We start from the raw sequence: 18483 nt of genomic DNA on the forward strand, positions 1-18483 counted from the left end.
TATATTACATATATGATAATCATTTTATTTATATTTTATAAAAAGAATCACTTGAATTTATTTTAGTATATTTCCGCGTTTGAATGTAGATTATAAATAAGAATGGCTTTAGAAACAGCCATTCTTATTTATAATCTTATATCTTTTTAAAATTTTGTACATCTTTAGGAAGTTTAGGTTGGTGAGATTATAAATAATAAATCCTACAACATACCGATATACATACCGATAAAGTAAGGAATAAGCCAAATAATCCAAACTACTATACTAAATTTATGGAAGAACTTCTTTTTTTTCTCATCATTTTTGTAAAGTACATAAGTTGCCCAAAGTGCATGGAACATCATAAGTACTATTGCCAGAATACCTGTTATACCATGTAAATTTTGAGTCAATCCTGTAGATGGGAAAGATGCACTTTTAGCGATACTACTCATAGTCATAGTTCCAGCAGTATCACATAATAAACCTATCCAAAATATTACAACGTGGGTTTTCTTTAGTATTTTTGCTCTACGTTCTCCAAATACACCTATTGTATAAAATATCAAAGCTGATGTAATAAATACAATTGCAAACATTAATTTTGTATTCATATTTTTACCTCCTAAATTTTTGATAAAACATTTCTAAGACTATTTGCAAGTTCTTCGAGTTCATTTCCAGTACAATTTTCAAATATAGAGTCAAAACTATGCTGCATTTTATTTTTAAAGTTTACAGCAAATTCTTCACCCTTAGAAGAAAATCTTATATATGTATTTCTCTGATCTCCATCTTTTTTAAACTTTTCAATATATCCATTCTTTTCTAGTCTGGAAACTATGCCAGATACAGTTCCTTTGGCAAGGAGCATTTCGTTACAAAGTTCTGATATAGTAAGTTCTCCATTATGTCCTAAAAATTTGATAACCGTAACCTGTTGATGGGTTAAATTATTTTCTCTAAAATCACTTTCTACTGTGTGCATTGTCTTAGAGTATAATTCCTTTAATAACATTGCTAATTTAAAACTGTCAGTATGTCCTTTCATATAAAAACTCCTTTCTGTATATTTTGCATGCAAACTAATATATACCATTTTTATAATCTAGTCAATAGGTATTTAGAACTTGGATCAAAATTACTAAAGTTTAAGTCTATATAAATATGTATTTACTTGATTTCATTTACATTGAATTTATGAAATGATAGAATTTACATGTAATGCATTAAAAGGAATTAAAAGTATAATAATTTAATATTCATATACTACATAAAGTAAACACTTTGCTTGAGGTGTTTTATTTTATGTAAAAAGGTAGGTGAGAAACTGGTGGGTAAAATTATGAAAAGGGTATTAAAATCAGTTGTGTTTATATTTGTATTATCTATAGTAGTTTTTTATATTTCCAGACTGGCTCCAGGTGATCCACTAGTTTCATACTATGGTGACAGTGCAAACAGAATGACAACTCAAGCAAAAATGAAAGCAGTTAGTAGATTAGGATTAAATAAACCGATTTATATTCAATATAAGGAGTGGTTTATAAATGCAGCTAAAGGAGACTTTGGAATTTCACTAAAGTACAAGAGAAATACAGTTGATGTAATAAAAGAAGTTTATAAAAATACATTAGTATTAGGAGGAATAAGTTATATACTTACATTTATAATTTCGCTTATAGTAGGGATCTTTTGTGCACTAAGAGAAAATAGCTTTGCAGACAAACTTATAATTAGAGTGGGAACAGTGTTAAACAGTATTCCATCATTTTGGATGTCTCTTATTTTAATACTTGTATTTAGTATAAATCTAAACCTGCTTCCGACAAGTGGAGCGTATTCAATTGGAGGGGATAAAAACTTATTTGATAGAATCACCCATCTAGTGTTGCCTATATCAGTGCTGGTATTAAGCCATCTATGGTACTATGCCTATATGGTAAGAAATAAATTGGTCGAAGAAATAAGGAAAGATTATGTGCTTTTATATAGGACGAAAGGTTTGAGTAATAGAGATATTGTATACAAACATTGTCTAAGAAATATTTTACCGTCTTATATTAGCATGATAGCTCTTTCAGCTCCACATATAATTGCGGGCACGTATGTTGTTGAAAAAGTATTCTCTTATCCAGGACTTGGAACTTTGTGCTTTGAAAGTGCTAAATACCACGATTACAATATGTTGCTAGTGTTATGTCTAATTACAGGTATTGTTGTAGTTGTATTAAATGATATTGCCGAATTTGTTAATGGAAAAATAGATCCAAGATTAGATTTTGATAGGGGTGATAATATTGAATCACTTCTTTAAAGAAAATAAAGGACTTCCTGTATTTTCTATATTGATAATAGTTGCGATACTATTAGGCTGTATTTTTATACCATTTATAAAAGGTGGAAACCATGGATATATGGATTTAAATAGTGTAAATCTGCATCCAAATAATATATTTTATTTTGGTACGGATTCTTTGGGAAGAGATATTTTTAACTTGATATGGTACGGAGGACGTGCTTCGTTATTTATAGGATTTACATCTACAATTATATCAACAGTTGTTGGAGTGATTTATGGAAGTATAAGTGGACTTGCTAGTAAGAGTATTGACACTATACTTATGAGATTATGTGAAATAACGCTTAGCATCCCCACAATACTCTTAGTAATTTTTGTACAGGGTATACTTGGCAACAATAATATATTTACTATTTGTGTAGCTATAGGTATTAGTAGTTGGATGAGTATAGCTAAGATTGTAAGAGTTGAAATAAATCAGATGAAAAACAGTGAATATGTAGTAATATCAAGGATTATGGGAGGAAGTTTCCTCCATGTTTTAAAAACACATCTTATTCCAAATTTTATACCTTCTATAATGTTTATAATAGTAAGTAATATTGGAAGTGCAATTGTTATGGAGTCTACACTAAGCTTCTTGGGATTAGGTCTTCCTGTTGAAATTGCATCTTGGGGGAGTATGTTATCCTTGTCTGAAGGAGCACTTTTATCAAATTCATGGTGGGTAGTATTTATACCGGGATTTTTTATTGTTTTGACATTAGTTTCAATAACAAACATAGGAAATTTCATCAGAGAAAATTTAAATAAAAAGCTAGGAAATTTATAGAAAGTTTATTCAAAAATAAAATCATATGGGAGGGTAAAACTTTGAAGAAATCGAAAATTTTAGTACTTATAATGACTTTTTTACTTGTAGTTGGATGCTCTAATAACTCTGTAGGAAGTAAGAGTAGTTCTTCAGAAAAAAAAGAAAAGATATTAGTTTATGGGAGTAATGACTACACGAGTATAAATCCCGCACTTTACGAACATGGAGAAATAAATTCTCTTATTTTCAATGGACTAACTGCGCATGATAAAGACAATAAAATAGTTCCTTGTTTAGCAGAAAAATGGGATTATAACGAGTCTGACAATACATATACTTTTAAACTTAGAAATGATGTAAAATGGCATGATGGAGAAAAATTTACTGCTAATGACGTGAAGTTTACCATCGATACAATAATGGATCCTAAAAATTCATCTGAGATAGCATCAAATTATGAAGATATAACAAAAGTTGAAGTAGTTGGTGACGACGAAATAAAGCTTACACTTAAAGCTCCAAATACTGCGATTTTAGATTATCTATCAGTTGGTGTACTTCCGAAACATATTCTTGATGACAAAGATATTATAACAGATAACTTTAATCAAAATCCAATAGGTACTGGTCCGTTTAAACTAACTAATTGGGATAAAGGACAAAGTATTACACTAGCAAAAATGAAGACTACTTTGAAAAAATTCCTAAGTTAGATAAAGTAGTCTTCAAAATAGTTCCAGATGACAAAGCAAAAACTATTCAATTAAAGGCTAACGAAATTGATTTAGCTCAAGTTGCTCCAAAAGATATACCTGTATTTAAAGATGAAAAAGGGTTTAAAATCGATATTATGAAGACAGCAGATTATAGAGGGATACTTTATAACCACAATGCAGGATTTTTCAGTATGAATATAGCAAAGGGATTGCCGAATGCTCTTAGTTATGCAATAGATAGAGAATCAATAGTAAAAAGTGTACTTTTAGGTTATGGAGAATCTGCGTATTCACCGCTTCAACTTGGAGAATACAACAATCAAGATATAGAAAGATTTAAATATAATAAAGAAAAAGCTAAAGATGAAATTGAAAAACTCGGATGGATAATGGGCAAAGATGGGGTGTATGAAAAAGATGGAATAGATTTGGAATTTGAAATTACTGCCAGTGAAGACGATGCAGTAAGAGTAGATATGGCTAAAGTTTGTGCACAACAATTAAGAGAAATCGGTGTAAATGCGAAAGCGACTATAACTACTAATCTCGATTGGGAAAATCAAGACTCCACTATAATTGGATGGGGAAGTCCGTTTGATCCAGATGATCACACATACAAAGTTTTTGGAACTGATAAAGGTTCAAATTTAAGTGGGTATTCAAATGAAAATGTAGATAGAATTCTTCAAAGTGCAAGAGAAACTGCAGATAATGATGAGAAGACAAAACTTTACAAGGATTTTCAGAGTGAAATGACAAAAGATATTCCATATACATTTATAGCTTATATAAACGCTGTTTATGTAGGTAAAGATAATATTGAGGGGCTAAATACTGATAAATTACTTGGACATCATGGTGTTGGGATATTTTCAAATATAGTGGATTGGGATATAAAATAAAATTCTTAAATAGGAGTTGACATGGAGTGAACACTCTTCTTAGTATAGAAAATCTACATATAAATTTCAATACATTGAAAAATAATATAAAAGTAGTAAATGGAGTATCGCTAGATGTAAAAAGGGGTGAAGTATTATCTATAGTAGGAGAGTCAGGAAGTGGTAAATCGACAGTATGTAAATCTATTATGGGAATACTCCCTAAAAATGCCTTTATTGAGTCTGGGAGCATTGAGTTTGAAGGTGTAGATTTAATACATAGATATGATGAGAACGTTATGTGTGACAATAACAGTCTCCGTAGAAAAAATAATAATATCGAAAAAACTAAAATTACAAACAAAATAAGAACAAAAGATATTTCTATAGTATTTCAAAATCCTGCTTCCTATCTAGATCCAACATTGACTGTAGGAAGTCAGATTATTGAGGGGATACTTATCTCAAATAAATTATCGAAACGAGAGGCTAAAAGAAGAGCTGTAGAGTTGATAGGAGATGTAGGAATTGATAATCCAAAAGAGAGATTTAAACAATATCCACATCAATTATCTGGAGGTATGTTGCAGAGGATTGCAATAGCTATGGCAATATCAAATAAGCCAAAGTTAATTATAGCAGATGAGCCGACTACATCTCTTGATACAATAGTTCAGAAACAAATTGTAACGTTGCTCTTGGAGATTCAAAAAAATACTATACATCTATAATATTTGTTACTCATGATTTAAGGCTAGCGAAGAGTATATCAAATAGGATTGCTGTAATGTATAGAGGTGAAATTTTGGAAGTTGGAAATTGTAAGGATATATACGAAAATCCAAGTAGCTTATATACTAAGGATTTACTAAACTCCTTGAAGAAAATAGATTTTTAAGGAGGATTAAAATAGATGAATAATATAGATAATAGAAAACTGTTGGAAGTTAAAGATCTAAGAAAATATTATTACAGTAAAAATCTAGAGGTAAAGGCTTTAGATGGTGTGAATTTATCCGTAAATAAGAGCGAGGTATTTGGGTTAGTTGGAGAGTCTGGATCGGGTAAATCAACACTTGGTAAATTAATTATGAACATAGAAAAACCAACTAAAGGCGAGGTATATTTTGATGAAAAATGTGTTTCAAATAAAGATATATATAGACAAAATAGAGAATATTTCAGTAAAAATATGCAAATTCTATTTCAAAATTCAGATTCTGCGTTAAATCCTAGAATGAAAATTGGAGATATAATCTCAGAGCCACTGAAGATACAGAAATTATGTTCTAGTAAAGCTGAACTAAATTTTAAAGTTGAAGAGATTTTAGATTTAGTTGGTTTAGACCGCAGTTTTATAAATAAGTATTCGTTTGATTGTTCAGGTGGGGAGAAACAAAGAATTTGTATTTCCAGAGCAATAATAACTTCGCCTAAGTTTATCTTGCTGATGAGCCTATAACTTCGTTGGATATAAAAACTCAAATAAAGATTGTAAATTTATTTAAAAGATTAGTCGAAAAATTAGGGGTAAGTATTGTATTTATTTCTCACGATTTATCTATGATGAGAAATTTGCAGATAGAATAGCAGTAGTAAAGTCAGGTAAGTTAGTTGAGTTAAATAATTCTAAAGATCTATTCGAAAATCCTCAAAGCGAGTATACTAAGCAGCTTATATCTTCGATACCTAGCATCTAAATTAAATATAATAAATACAAAATAGTAAGGACTATATATACATTGATGGAGATTCTCAAATTTTGAGTGTTCCAAAATGTGCTTATAGTTCTTACTATTTTACGTAAGACCTTATTCAATTAAAAAACTTAAGCTTCGGCAACTATTTTACCTGTAAATTTTAAATCATAGCCACCTAATCCTTCGATCTCGGATTTAAATTCATCTGAATTAATTATTGAAACTATATTTCTAAACACAGGATTTAATAAATCTTCTTTTTTAATAACTAGATCGTATCTCTCAATCTGTATCGGTATAAAGTCGATATTACTAACTTGTAGAGCTGCTTTTTCATTTCCGATTCCTACATCGGCAAGTCCTCTAGAGATTGCACTGGCTATTCCTAGATGAGAATTTTCCTCGTTTTTATAACCGTTAAGTTTATAGGAATCTACATTTAGATTTCTCATTTTACCGTCTAGAAGTATTCTAGTTCCAGATCCTTTTTCTCGATTAATAATAAATACGTCTTGTCTAGTTAAATCTTCCCACGTATTGATATTCTTTGGATTTCCTTTAGCAACGTAGAAACCTTGAGTTCTACAAGCTAAATTGATTAAAACGCAAGGAATTGCTGGTAGTAATTTTTTTACAAATGTCGTGTTGTATTCATTGGTTTCGTAATCCCATAAATGAGCAGAGGCAATAGATACCTTGTTGTTGTAAAGTTCAATTAGAGCATTGTAACTTCCAATATAAGATCTAAATGTCTTAACACCTTCAGAATTTTCATCTATATATCTCGCTAGTATATCTAGAATTACATCTTGCCCAGATATTATTATATCCTGAGTTGAATCTACAGTTGCGCTACTAGCTACATGACTATTCGTTACATTAAAACTTATGTTTTTGTCAACTGTTTTGGAAACTGATTGATAATTGGCGATACTAGATGTTTTTTGACTTTCGATGTATTCTTTTACATCCTTAGTATCTATTCTAATTTTTTTACCGATTTTGTATGATGGGATTTCTCCCCTCTTAATCATTTCATAAACTGTATTTTTTGTGATTTTTAATAAATCAGCCACCTCTGCGGGTGTTAAAGATGATAATGGTTCCATTTCACACCTCCCAACTATATTCTAACATTAAACTACATATTATTATAATAGATTATAACAATTTATAAGATAAAAGAAATATTTTCTTGAAAAATAGAACAAATGACTATATAATTATATTAAACGTGACAAAACACAACAAAACATAACTGTAGTGTTTTCAAAACAAAATTAAAGGGTATAAAGGAGAATTAAAATGAAAAGAAGTTTAGGTATTTTAGGATTAGTTTTATCTCTTTCTATTGGTTTAGTTGGATGTTCAGGGAATGATGAGTCAAAGAAAGATGATACAAAGGATACTCAAAGCAAAACAGAAGTAGTAGAGTTAAATATCTCCGCAGCTGCAAGTCTTAAAGAGGCTATGGCTGAGCTTGAAAAAGAGTATACAAAAGATAATGAAAATGTAAAATTAACAGTTAACTTTGGAGCATCAGGGTCACTTCAACAGCAAATAGAGCAAGGTGCACCTACGGATGTATTTATTTCAGCTGGTAAAAAGCAAATGGATGCTTTAGATGAAAAAGACCTTTTGGTAAAAGAAACAAATAAAGGCTTAGTTGAAAATGATTTAGTACTTATTGCTCCAAAAGATAGTAAGTTAGAAAATATAGATGGAATAAAGAAAGAAGATGTTAAGAAAATAGCAGTTGGTGAGCCAGAGAGTGTTCCAGCAGGTAAATACGCTGATGAAGTACTAACAAATTTAAATGTAAAAGATCAATTAAAAGATAAACTTGTATTCGCTAAAGATGTTAAAGAAGTTTTGGCTTGGGTTCAATCAGGTGAGGCTGATGCAGGATTTGTTTATTTAAGTGATACAGTAAATAACGATAAGATAAATGTAGTTGCTACGACAGAAGCAGATACACATTCACCAATTACATATCCAATAGCAGTTATAAAAGACAGCAAAAAAGTTGAAGAAGCTAAAAAATTCGAGGACTTCTTATTGAGTGATAAAGGGCAAACGATACTAGAAAAATATGGGTATAAGAAAATAGCTAAATAATTCATTATATTACTTGTCTTTAAAAAATATAATATATAAGTTACAATAAATAGTGGAATTAGCTTTTACCTAAAAGTTAATTTCACTTTTTTTTAGAATATAAATTATTTAATAATATTTCGTTAAAAAATAGAGCAATTAAAGGTATATTATTGATTAAAAAACGATGAAAATAGTTCAATGATTGATATATATGAGGAGGACATATGATTACAGATTGGGCACCACTTTGGATATCGGCGAAGACAGCTCTCCTAGCAACTGTGATAACTTTTGTAGTAGGAATTCTAATTTCTTATGCAATGGCTACTTACAGAGGAAAATGGAAGGGGCTAATCGACGGCATATTTACACTTCCGCTGGTTCTTCCGCCGACAGTTGTTGGTTTTTTCTTATTATTGATATGTGGTAAAAATGGATTTATAGGTAAAGTGTTTTTAGCTATGGATAAAAATATAATATTTAGTTGGAGCGCAACTGTTATTGCGGCAGTTGTCGTATCTTTCCCGATGATGTATAGATCATCGAGATCAGCATTTGAGCAAATAGATGACAATATGATTTCAGCAGCGAGGACTTTGGGTTTAAATGAATGGAAAATATTCACTAAAATCGCAATTCCACTTGCACTACCAGGTATTGTCGGAGGTCTAGTACTATCTTTTGCAAGAGCGCTTGGTGAGTTTGGAGCTACTCTTATGATCGCAGGAAACATCCCTGGGAAAACACAAACAATGCCTTTAGCTATATTCTTTGCAGTCGAAGGTGGGGATATGAATAAAGCAATGATGTGGGTTATGATAATTGTTGTAATGTCTATCGCGATGATTTTACTGCTTAACTATTGGTCTGATATCCAACAAAAACTCGTAGGAAAGAGGGGGAGGTAATGAGCTTATATATAGATATAGAAAAAGAATTGTCCTCTTTTAAGTTAAGAGTAAATATAGATCAAAAAAATGGTATACTAGGATTTTTAGGAGAGTCGGGTTCTGGAAAAAGTATGACTTTAAAATGTATAGCAGGTCTTGAAAAACCTACAAGAGGAAAAATAATATTAAATGACAGAGTATTATTTGATTCTGATAAGAAGATAAACATACCTACAAGAGATAGGAATGTAGGATTTTTATTTCAAAACTACGCTTTGTTTCCTCATATGACAGTTAGCCAAAATATTGAGTTGGGCTTAAAAGATCTGAGTAAAGAAGAAAAAAGTGAGATATCTAAACATTACTTGGAAATCGTTGGGCTTAAAGGTATGGAGAAAAGATATCCTTGGCAACTATCTGGAGGGCAACAACAGAGGGTAGCTTTATCAAGAGTGTTAGCTCCATCCCCTGAGATACTTCTTTTGGACGAACCTTTTTCTGCTCTAGATCATCATTTGAGAAGTAATATGGAAAAAGAACTTTTAAACCTTATAGAAGACTATAAAGGAGATATTCTCTTTGTAACTCATGATATTGAGGAAGCGTATAGAGTTTGTGATAATTTAATAGTTTATGATAGTGGGAATGGGCTAGAGAAAAGGGATAAGAGGGAGATATTTGAGAGGCCAAAATCTTATTCAGAAGCTAAAATTACAGGTTGCAAAAATATATCGTTAGCTAAAAAGACTGGTGAATATACAGTATTCGCACAGGATTGGAATATTGAGTTATGTCTTTTGGAAAAAGTAGATGATGATATTAAATATATAGGAATAAGAGAACATGATATAGTTATAATGACTACAGAGTGTGATACTGAGAATATATTTGGATTTAGCCTAATAAATAAAGTGGAGAATCCTTTTAACTATACAATGTATTTAAGAAAAAGTATTTCTAAAGAAATACTTGCAGACAGTAACGTAATGAATAATAAGAGCAGTGTAGTTCAGGTAGAGTTAGAAAAAATAGATTTATATATAAGGAAAATGATAGTGTATATCTTAAATTCCCTAAGGATAAATTGTTCTGTATATAATTTAATAATTTATAGCAAAGTTAAATATTAAAAAGATATCTGAAATGAGAGTTAATAATTCTCTATTGGATATCTTTTTTATTTTATAGATTAATAGGAAAAAATTTTATAGCAAATATCAAAATTATTTGTATAGTATTTTATAATTTCTATTATAGGGTATATATTTTTTATATATGACTTTTTCATTGTAATTATGTAGAGTTTAAATCAGAGTAAAGCAATATAAAAGAGAAAAATAATAAAATCCTAAACCTAAAGGAGGTTAACTATGAATAAAAAAGTTATAATTGTTGGAGGGGTAGCTGGTGGGGCATCAGCAGCAGCGAGATTGAGACGCTTAGATGAGGACATTGATATAATCATGTTTGAAAAAGGTGAGTACATATCTTTTGCAAACTGTGGACTACCATACTATATAGGAGATACAATAACTGATAGAGAAAAACTTATTGTTCAGACAGTAGAGTCCATGAGTACTAGATTTAACATGGATATTAGAAATTTAAGTGAAGTTGTAAAAATAGATAGAGAAAATAAAAAAGTAACTATAAAAGACTACAGATCCGATGATTCATATGAAGAAAGCTATGATGTATTAGTTCTTTCTCCTGGGGCTAGTCCAATAAAGCCACCGATTACTGGGATAGATAAATGTGACAATTTATTTACACTTAGAAATATACCTGATACAGATAAAATTAAAGGTTATGTAGATGATATTAGACCAAAGCGTGCAGTGGTTGTAGGCGGAGGGTTTATAGGTCTTGAAATGACAGAAAATCTATATAATAGAGGTATAGAACTTACCATAGTAGAGGCTAGTAAACAAGTTATGGCACCTCTTGACTATGAAATGGCTAGTGATGTCCATTACCATCTAATGGATAAAGGGGTAAAGTTAATTTTAAATGACGGAGTTAAATCATTTGAAGATTTTGGTAAGAAAGTAGTGCTTTCTAGTGGTAAAGAGATAGATACAGATATGATTATACTTTCTATAGGGGTAAGACCTGAGAGTTCTATAGCAAAAGATGCTGGTCTTAAACTAAATGAGAGAGGAGCTATAGTTGTAGATAGCCATATGAAGACTTCGGACGAAAGTATTTATGCACTTGGAGATGCAGTAGAAGTTGTTGATTATATAAATAAAAAGCCGACTATGATACCTTTAGCATGGCCTGCAAATAGACAGGGAAGACTTGTAGCAGATCATCTTGCGGGTAAAGACGTTTCTTATAAGGGGACATTAGGTTCTTCAATTGCGAAGGTATTTGATTATACAGTTGCAACTACAGGAAACAATGAAAAAACTCTTAAAATAATAGGTAAAGAGTTCGAGGTTGTTCATATTCATCCATCATCTCATGCAGGGTACTATCCAGGAGCTTTTCCGGTTTCATTAAAAATGATTTTTGAGCCAGATACAGGAAAGATATTAGGAGCGCAAGGAGTTGGGATCAGCGGAGTAGATAAGCGCATAGATGTTATCGCAACAGCTATAAAAGGTGGACTTACGGCATATGACCTTCCAGATATAGAGACTTGTTATGCACCTCCTTACAATTCAGCAAAAGACCCGGTTAATATGCTTGGGTATTGTGCCTCTAATATACTAGATGGCGATGTTGAAAATATCCAGTGGAGCGAAGTAGATAGTGTCAATGAAAATGGAGGATTTATTATAGATGTAAGAGAAGAGGCTGAGCTTACAACAGGAGCAATAGATGGAGTAGTAAATATTCCTTTATGGCAACTTAGAGATCGATTAATAGAGATACCTAAAGATAAAAAAATATATGTAACATGCCAAGTAGGTTTAAGGGGTTATATAGCTTGTAGAATACTTAAACAAAATGGATTTGACTGTGCAAATATAGACGGGGGAATGAAAACATATTTAACTGTCAAGAGAGCTCAAAGTAGACTAAAATCTCAAAATGCTCTTACAGAAATTATTGATAATAGTTCTGACGATAAATTGTTTGACGATCCAAGAAGGATAGATGCAAGTGAAGTAGCTGCTACTTTTTCTATATAGTTTTAAAAACGCATTTACTGCTTTTATTGAAAAGGAAAAAATGATTAGATATAGTAAAATAGTTAGGCCCAAAAGTATAGTACTATACTTTTGGGCCTAACTATTTTATTTTATAAAAGTTATTCCTTCACCTTTAGGCTTTTCAATACCTATGTCGTTTAATGTAGTTTCATTAATGATAGTTTCTGTATTATCAAGAGTTGAAACAGGTATAGCGGAAACTTTTTCACCATTAAGTATCTTTACAGCTTCCTCACCAGTTTTGTATCCAAGTTTTTCGTAGCTTATCCCATTACAAGCAAGTGCTCCGTTTTTAACATGGGCTTCTTCAGCGCCTATAACTGGAATTTTATTTTCAGTTGCTGTTTTAGCTATGATTGGCATAGAAGATGCAACTAAGTTGTCGGTAGGAGTGTATATTACATCAACTTTTCCAACTAAGCTAGAGACAGCCTGGTTAACTTCATTAGAAGTAGTTATTCCTTTTACAACTACATTAAATCCGTTTTTATCAGCTTCTTTTTTAAACTCATCTATCTGGATTTTTGAATTTATCTCACTAGTATTTCCAATTATTCCGACAGTTTTAGCATCTGGAACTAGATCTTTTATAAGAGTTATTGAATTTGACACGGGAATAAAATCAGAAGTCCCAGTTACATTGCCTTCTGGCTTATCTGTTGTTTTCACTAGTCCTGCCTCAACAGGATCTGTTACAGCTGTAAAAAGTATTGGAATATCTTTAGTAGCGTTAAATGCGGCCTGCGCAGCTGGTGTAGAAATAGCGAAAATCAAATCTTTTTTGTCAGAGGCAAATGAACTTGCTATAGTTTGTGTTGTAGGCATATCATTTTGTGCGTTTTTAAAATCTATTTCAATATTTTTACCTTCCTCAAAGCCATTGTCTTTTAGAGCATTTAAAAATCCTGTCTTTGTTGCATCTAAAGCAGGATGCTCAACTAGCTGAGTTATACCTATCCTTTTGATTTCACCATCTTTTTTTAATTCATTGTTATTAGTTGATGCTTCTTTACTTGAACAACCTGTAAGTACTATACCCACAAGTACTGCTGTAAGACATAGACTTAGTATCTTTCTTTTTTTTATCATAATATTTCCTCCTGTTTTTTATTTTTAAATTAATATACGAAATGTATAAATTAGATTTATATAATTAGTTCTGTAATTCAAATTATTTATTAAGCTATAAGTCAATTCACATATCCTATACTGCATATTCAAATCTATTTAGGATTTCTTCAATGCTCAATTTGCGCTTTTCTATTTGTTTAACATCCAGTACGATTTGACCCTTATGTAGCATAATCAATCTATCGCCATATTCAAGTGCATGTTTTAAGTTATGAGTGACCATAAGTGTAGTAATATTTTTTTCTCTAACTATTTTATTTGTAAGAGCGATAACCTCATTTGAAGTTTTGGGATCGAGAGCTGCTGTGTGTTCATCTAAAAGCAATACAGATGGCTCAGTAAGACAAGACATTATAAGAGCTAATGACTGTCTTTGACCTCCTGAGAGGTATTTAACTTGGACATCCAAGTATTTTTTTAGATCTAGTGAGACACCTTCTAAGTAACTTGATAAGAAGTCTTTTTTATACTTTAGACACCTCTTTAGATTTAAAAGATCCCCCTTGTTTAGTGCGAGTGACAGGTTTTCTCTCACCGTCATACTAGGGCAGGTTCCTAAACTTGGATCTTGAAACACCCTGCTTATTATTTGAGTTCTCTTGTGTTCGGGAGCATTGGTAATATTTTTTTCTCCAACCCAGATTTCTCCAGAAGTTTGCTTTATAAGGCCAGATATAATATTTAGTAGTGTAGATTTACCAGTACCATTACTACCTATTATCGTTACAAATTCGCCAGTTGCTATATCTATCGACAAGTCTTTAAAAATAGTATTTGAATCTCCATATGGGTTTTCAAAAGTCTTTGATATATTTTTTATCTCTAACATTTATGCCACCGCCTTTTCTTTATCTTTATTTTTTTTAGGAAATTTTATGTTGCTGATAGATAAGAATGCAACTATCACCAAAGCTGTAATAAGTTTTAAGTCTGTAGGAAGCATTCCTCTCTGCATTGCGTAGTATATAGTTAACTGGTAAATAAATGCACCAACCACTATCGCACTAGTATTGTTTACAAACTTAATTTTCTTAAATAGAGTGAGTCCGATTATTATTGACGCAATGCCTAGCACTAGTGTTCCAGTTCCCATATTTACATCTGTGAAGCCTTGGAATTGGGCCATAAGTCCTCCAGCCAGAGCAATAAGTCCGTTTGATATCATAAGTCCTAGGATTTTTATGTAGCCGATATCTATTCCAAGAGATTTAATCATCTGTGAGTTATCTCCAACTCCTTTTAAAGTGTATCCAATACTAGTTTTTAAAAATAAATCTAAAAATAATTTGCAGATAATCATAAATACAAGTGCTAGTAGTATTGGAGATTCTGTAGAGTTAAACAAATGGTTGAAACTAAAAAGTGGTATGTTTGATTTTCCCATAATTCTCAAATTTACTGAGTAAAGCATACCCATTACAAGTATCCCAGAAAGTAGACTGGTAATTTTAAACTTTACATGTAGTATTCCAGTTATCATTCCAGCTAATGAACCACTTAATACTGCAAGTAGTGTTGCAGTAATGGGAGACATACCATTTACTAGTGAAGCGGCAACTACTGATGCCCCCATAGTGTAACTTCCATCTGCTGTCATATCTGGAAAATCTAGAATTTTGTAGGTGATGTATACACCAATGGCCATAATTGATAAAATTAGACTCTGCGTTATTACTGATAAAATACTGCTCATATTAGAACCCCCTTAGATATTTGAATACAAAAAAGCCACATAGAGTAAAGCACTATGCGGCAACAACGAAAAAGCCACATAGTATTATCTACGCGGCTTTTTTATATATTATATGAAAACTATATATAAACAAAATCCTACAACCAACATAGATACAATCCCAAATTCGAGTTATCGACCGGGTTTGCATCTATATTTAAATAGTTACAAACCCTATAAGTATTGGCTATAGTAATAATATCTGTTTTTGTTTAATAAAGTAATCATAATTATCTCTCCTTAAAATTTTAAAATAATTGTCAGAAAGTTTTTACTTCCTAGACTTATCGATAATTATAAAATATAAAAAAATAAAAGTCAAGAATTAACTTTAAATAATTTCACATAATTATAAAATATAATGTTATAATTAAATCAATATAATCTAATATTATATTAATAGGGTATTGAAGCAATATCATCAAAGAGGGAGGGTATACTATGCAATTGATATGGTTAGGTGTTGCAATTGTTTTTGGAATAGCTGAACTTTTGACACCAAGTTTGACACTAATATGGTTCAGTATAGGTGCTGTAGCTCTCATATTTTTGAGCATGGTTATTGAAAACCTTTTTATTCAAATTTTGATCTTTGCCATTATTTCTTTTACACTGTTATTTGTAGCGACTAAAAAAATTGTCAAAAAAGACAAGGGCTATAAATACAACACAAATCTACAGGCTGTTTTAAATGCCAAAGGTTTTGTAAAAGAAGATATACTTATTAACCAACCAGGAAGAGTGGTTGTTGATAGAGAAGAGTGGACAGCGATCTCATTTGATAATGAAAAGATAGAAAAGGGAAGTACTGTAGAAGTTGTAAAAATAGAAGGGGTAAAGCTAGTTGTAAAAAAGTCTGAACTTGCAACTGTAAAAGCTGACTAATGGGAGGAATAGATATGATTATAATGGTTATTGTGATTGTAATAGTTGCCTTGGCAAGTATTGCCTGCATAAAAGTAATCCAACAATCAAGAATGGGTATTATTATGAGACTTGGAAAATTCCACAAGGCTGCAGATACTGGAGTTCATTTCTTAATTCCGTTTTTAGATAGATTGGCTTATGTAATAGACTTAAGAGAAATTGTTATGGATTTTCCACCTCAACCAGTTATAACTAAAGACAACGTAACTATGCAAATAGATACTGTTGTATACTACAAAGTAACTGATCCAGTGGGATATGTATTTGAAATTGCAAATCCAATTTCGGCTATAGAAAATCTATCAGCTACAACATTAAGAAATATAATAGGTGAATTAGATCTTGATGAAACACTTACTTCAAGGGATATAATAAATGCTAAAATGAGGGCTATACTAGACGAAGCGACTGATAAATGGGGTATAAAAGTAAACAGAGTTGAACTTAAAAATATAATGCCTCCAAACGATATACAAGTTGCAATGGAAAAACAGATGAGAGCTGAGAGGGAGAGACGTGAATCGATCCTGCAAGCAGAAGGTAATAAAGCATCTTCAATCCTACAAGCAGAAGGAGATAAACAATCTGCTATACTTAGAGCCGAAGCTAAGAAAGAAGCTATGGTTCGTGAGGCAGAAGGTGAAAGAGAATCAGCAGTACTTATAGCACAAGGTGAAGCTGAAGCTATAAGACAAATGGCTATAGCCAAAGCACAAGGTGAAGCTGAAATGATTGGCAGAACTCAAAAAGCTACTGCAGAAGGTTTAAGATTAGTATTTAGTGCCATGAAAGAGTCAAATATTGACGACAATATGCTTGCACTTAAATCTATGGAAGCTCTTGCAAAGCTTGCTGAAGGAGAGTCAACTAAGTTAGTACTTCCATCAGATACAGTGAATTTACTTGGAACTTTTAAGGGAATCAAAGAAGTTATGTCTGATGACAACAAAGTAGATCTAAAGAAGCTAAGTGGTAAATTTGAATCAAAAATAGAAAATCAAAAAGAAGATTAATTTTATATATTTGAAGCTAATACAGCGTACATATTTTATGTACGCTGTATTTTTGATTTAGATATATAAGTTTATTGGTTGATTTTAATTTAAGGAGTACTTACTTATTTACATGTATATACTTATAATAAAACTATAAAAAAGCATAGTTATTACAATGCTAATTTATTTAAATTGAATCTTCTACATCGTTATTAGCAGTTGAAGGTTTAGATAAATTGGCTCCTAGAACACCAATAAGAATAATAGCCACACCGATTACATGTATAAAAGTTATACTTTCTTTTAAGAATATAGCTCCAGCAAAAACAGCAACTACAACAGTTAAATTTAGATAAACCCCCATTTTAGAAGCTTCTAATTTAGATAAAGCGTAATTTGATAGAATAAATGATACCAGTGAAGACATAATACCTAAATACAACACAGCTCCGATATAATTCATACTTGCTAATGGAGCAAAATAAGACTGTATATCTGATAAAAATAAATGTTTAATAATTGAGACTACATTAAACACAAAACATCCGAAAAGTGTCATTACATAAGTCATTTGGGTAACATTGTACTGTTTAGCGTTTTTTCTTGCCATAACATTGTAGAGTGATAAAGCTAAAGAAGATAGAGTAAGTAGTATTATTCCTAAAAGATGTTTTGAATCTATAGTGTTACCTTGAGCTATAAATACAAACAATACACCGAACATAGATATAAAAGTGAATATTTTTTGCTTTAAACTAGGTTTTTCTTTTAACAATATAATACCAAATATCATAGTAAAAATAGGTATAGTAGATTGAATTATACCACCTTCTGAAGATGAGGACATAGAAAGTCCTAATAATTGAAGGGAAAAATATAAAACAGGAGATACCAAGCTGAGTGGTAACAGTGCAATAATATCTGATTTAGAAACTACTTTCCTCTTTTTAGTTAATAATGTATATAAAAAAATTGCAATAAATGCAGATGTAAATCTATGTGCAAGTATGTCTATTGTGTTTCCATCAACTAAGGCTATTTTGCTAAATAAGAAAGAGAGACCAATAAGTGTTGAATATAAGACGGCTGAAATACTTCCTTTTATCGTATCGTTCATAAATACCTCCAAAATTATATTTTTAATAATATATT

The 18483-nt window shown here is 31.1% G+C and carries 17 protein-coding genes and 1 pseudogene; 11 read left to right on the top strand and 7 right to left on the bottom strand.

Going from position 1 to position 18483, the window contains the following annotated elements; genetic code table 11:
- Positions 1-203: 203 nt before the first annotated feature.
- The gene (locus T473_RS0113010; RefSeq protein WP_024622294.1) at positions 204-596 is read right to left on the bottom strand and encodes an HsmA family protein; all 393 of its coding nucleotides are present in this window, start codon (positions 594-596) and stop codon (positions 204-206) included.
- Positions 597-607: 11 nt separating this feature from the next.
- The gene (locus tag T473_RS0113015; RefSeq protein ID WP_024622295.1) at positions 608-1033 is read right to left on the bottom strand and encodes a MarR family winged helix-turn-helix transcriptional regulator; all 426 of its coding nucleotides are present in this window, start codon (positions 1031-1033) and stop codon (positions 608-610) included.
- A gap of 294 nt (positions 1034-1327) precedes the next feature.
- Here T473_RS0113015 and T473_RS0113020 point away from each other — a divergent pair, with 294 nt between their 5' ends.
- The 5 genes and pseudogenes from T473_RS0113020 (at position 1328) to T473_RS16880 (ending at position 6157) form a co-directional block, all read left to right on the top strand.
- The gene (locus T473_RS0113020; protein ID WP_051365925.1) at positions 1328-2299 is read left to right on the top strand and encodes an ABC transporter permease; all 972 of its coding nucleotides are present in this window, start codon (positions 1328-1330) and stop codon (positions 2297-2299) included.
- Positions 2283-3116: an ABC transporter permease gene (locus T473_RS0113025; protein ID WP_024622297.1), complete on the top strand. Its 834-nt coding sequence runs from the start codon at positions 2283-2285 to the stop codon at positions 3114-3116. Before T473_RS0113020 ends, T473_RS0113025 begins: the two co-directional genes overlap by 17 nt.
- Positions 3117-3187: 71 nt before the next feature.
- Positions 3188-4716 (top strand): annotated as a pseudogene (locus T473_RS16870) (ABC transporter substrate-binding protein).
- A 26-nt stretch (positions 4717-4742) separates the two neighbouring features.
- Positions 4743-5426: an ABC transporter ATP-binding protein gene (locus T473_RS16875; protein WP_051365926.1), complete on the top strand. Its 684-nt coding sequence runs from the start codon at positions 4743-4745 to the stop codon at positions 5424-5426.
- A 182-nt stretch (positions 5427-5608) separates the two neighbouring features.
- Positions 5609-6157, top strand: a complete 549-nt coding sequence (locus tag T473_RS16880) for an ABC transporter ATP-binding protein (RefSeq protein ID WP_051365927.1) — start codon at positions 5609-5611, stop codon at positions 6155-6157.
- A gap of 366 nt (positions 6158-6523) precedes the next feature.
- Here the strand turns inward: T473_RS16880 and T473_RS0113045 are convergent, their stop codons facing one another.
- Positions 6524-7504: a substrate-binding domain-containing protein gene (locus tag T473_RS0113045; protein WP_024622298.1), complete on the bottom strand. Its 981-nt coding sequence runs from the start codon at positions 7502-7504 to the stop codon at positions 6524-6526.
- A 196-nt stretch (positions 7505-7700) separates the two neighbouring features.
- Between T473_RS0113045 and modA the strand changes: the two genes are divergently transcribed.
- The 4 genes from modA (at position 7701) to T473_RS0113065 (ending at position 12525) form a co-directional block, all read left to right on the top strand.
- Complete coding sequence (modA, locus tag T473_RS0113050; RefSeq protein WP_024622299.1) at positions 7701-8513, top strand: molybdate ABC transporter substrate-binding protein; 813 nt, start codon at positions 7701-7703, stop codon at positions 8511-8513.
- 206 nt (positions 8514-8719) lie between these two features.
- Complete coding sequence (modB, locus tag T473_RS0113055) at positions 8720-9403, top strand: molybdate ABC transporter permease subunit (protein WP_024622300.1); 684 nt, start codon at positions 8720-8722, stop codon at positions 9401-9403.
- Entirely contained in the window at positions 9403-10515 is a 1113-nt protein-coding gene (locus T473_RS0113060) for a sulfate/molybdate ABC transporter ATP-binding protein (RefSeq protein ID WP_024622301.1), read from the top strand. The genes modB and T473_RS0113060 overlap by 1 nt, the downstream gene beginning before the upstream one ends.
- A gap of 240 nt (positions 10516-10755) precedes the next feature.
- Positions 10756-12525: a CoA-disulfide reductase gene (locus T473_RS0113065; RefSeq protein ID WP_024622302.1), complete on the top strand. Its 1770-nt coding sequence runs from the start codon at positions 10756-10758 to the stop codon at positions 12523-12525.
- 105 nt (positions 12526-12630) lie between these two features.
- Here T473_RS0113065 and T473_RS0113070 read toward each other — a convergent pair whose 3' ends face one another.
- The 3 genes from T473_RS0113070 to T473_RS0113080 all read right to left on the bottom strand — a co-directional run bounded on the left by T473_RS0113070 (position 12631) and on the right by T473_RS0113080 (position 15370).
- Positions 12631-13635 carry an ABC transporter substrate-binding protein gene (locus T473_RS0113070; RefSeq protein WP_024622303.1) on the bottom strand — a complete coding sequence of 335 codons (1005 nt, stop codon included), beginning with the start codon at positions 13633-13635 and terminating at the stop codon, positions 12631-12633.
- Positions 13636-13750: 115 nt separating this feature from the next.
- Entirely contained in the window at positions 13751-14506 is a 756-nt protein-coding gene (locus T473_RS0113075; protein WP_024622304.1) for an ABC transporter ATP-binding protein, read from the bottom strand.
- Positions 14507-15370 carry an ABC transporter permease gene (locus T473_RS0113080; protein ID WP_024622305.1) on the bottom strand — a complete coding sequence of 288 codons (864 nt, stop codon included), beginning with the start codon at positions 15368-15370 and terminating at the stop codon, positions 14507-14509.
- A 480-nt stretch (positions 15371-15850) separates the two neighbouring features.
- Between T473_RS0113080 and T473_RS0113085 the strand changes: the two genes are divergently transcribed.
- Positions 15851-16294 (top strand): NfeD family protein, encoded by a 444-nt coding sequence (locus T473_RS0113085; RefSeq protein ID WP_024622306.1) that lies wholly within the window; start codon positions 15851-15853, stop codon positions 16292-16294.
- Positions 16295-16317: 23 nt separating this feature from the next.
- Positions 16318-17349, top strand: a complete 1032-nt coding sequence (locus tag T473_RS0113090; protein ID WP_416361126.1) for an SPFH domain-containing protein — start codon at positions 16318-16320, stop codon at positions 17347-17349.
- 169 nt (positions 17350-17518) lie between these two features.
- Here the strand turns inward: T473_RS0113090 and T473_RS0113095 are convergent, their stop codons facing one another.
- A complete protein-coding gene (locus tag T473_RS0113095; protein ID WP_024622308.1) occupies positions 17519-18448 on the bottom strand; it encodes a DMT family transporter in 930 nt (309 codons plus the stop codon).
- Positions 18449-18483: the final 35 nt, after the last annotated feature.

It is taken from the genome of Clostridioides mangenotii TR (assembly GCF_000498755.1).
GTDB classification, from domain to species: Bacteria; Bacillota; Clostridia; order Peptostreptococcales; family Peptostreptococcaceae; genus Metaclostridioides; species Metaclostridioides mangenotii_A.

What these genes read in the sequence shown, in the direction of transcription:
- T473_RS0113015 (WP_024622295.1), bottom strand. Translation starts at nt 1,033, where the DNA reads ATGAAAGGACATACTGACAGTTTTAAATTAGCAATGTTATTAAAGGAA.
- T473_RS0113090 (WP_416361126.1), top strand. Translation starts at nt 16,318, where the DNA reads ATGGTTATTGTGATTGTAATAGTTGCCTTGGCAAGTATTGCCTGCATA.
- T473_RS0113080 (WP_024622305.1), bottom strand. Translation starts at nt 15,370, where the DNA reads ATGAGCAGTATTTTATCAGTAATAACGCAGAGTCTAATTTTATCAATT.
- T473_RS0113020 (WP_051365925.1), top strand. Translation starts at nt 1,328, where the DNA reads ATGAAAAGGGTATTAAAATCAGTTGTGTTTATATTTGTATTATCTATA.
- T473_RS0113070 (WP_024622303.1), bottom strand. Translation starts at nt 13,635, where the DNA reads ATGATAAAAAAAAGAAAGATACTAAGTCTATGTCTTACAGCAGTACTT.
- T473_RS0113075 (WP_024622304.1), bottom strand. Translation starts at nt 14,506, where the DNA reads ATGTTAGAGATAAAAAATATATCAAAGACTTTTGAAAACCCATATGGA.
- T473_RS16880 (WP_051365927.1), top strand. Translation starts at nt 5,609, where the DNA reads ATGAATAATATAGATAATAGAAAACTGTTGGAAGTTAAAGATCTAAGA.
- T473_RS0113060 (WP_024622301.1), top strand. Translation starts at nt 9,403, where the DNA reads ATGAGCTTATATATAGATATAGAAAAAGAATTGTCCTCTTTTAAGTTA.
- T473_RS0113065 (WP_024622302.1), top strand. Translation starts at nt 10,756, where the DNA reads ATGAATAAAAAAGTTATAATTGTTGGAGGGGTAGCTGGTGGGGCATCA.
- T473_RS0113045 (WP_024622298.1), bottom strand. Translation starts at nt 7,504, where the DNA reads ATGGAACCATTATCATCTTTAACACCCGCAGAGGTGGCTGATTTATTA.
- T473_RS0113085 (WP_024622306.1), top strand. Translation starts at nt 15,851, where the DNA reads ATGCAATTGATATGGTTAGGTGTTGCAATTGTTTTTGGAATAGCTGAA.
- modB (WP_024622300.1), top strand. Translation starts at nt 8,720, where the DNA reads ATGATTACAGATTGGGCACCACTTTGGATATCGGCGAAGACAGCTCTC.
- T473_RS0113010 (WP_024622294.1), bottom strand. Translation starts at nt 596, where the DNA reads ATGAATACAAAATTAATGTTTGCAATTGTATTTATTACATCAGCTTTG.
- T473_RS0113095 (WP_024622308.1), bottom strand. Translation starts at nt 18,448, where the DNA reads ATGAACGATACGATAAAAGGAAGTATTTCAGCCGTCTTATATTCAACA.
- modA (WP_024622299.1), top strand. Translation starts at nt 7,701, where the DNA reads ATGAAAAGAAGTTTAGGTATTTTAGGATTAGTTTTATCTCTTTCTATT.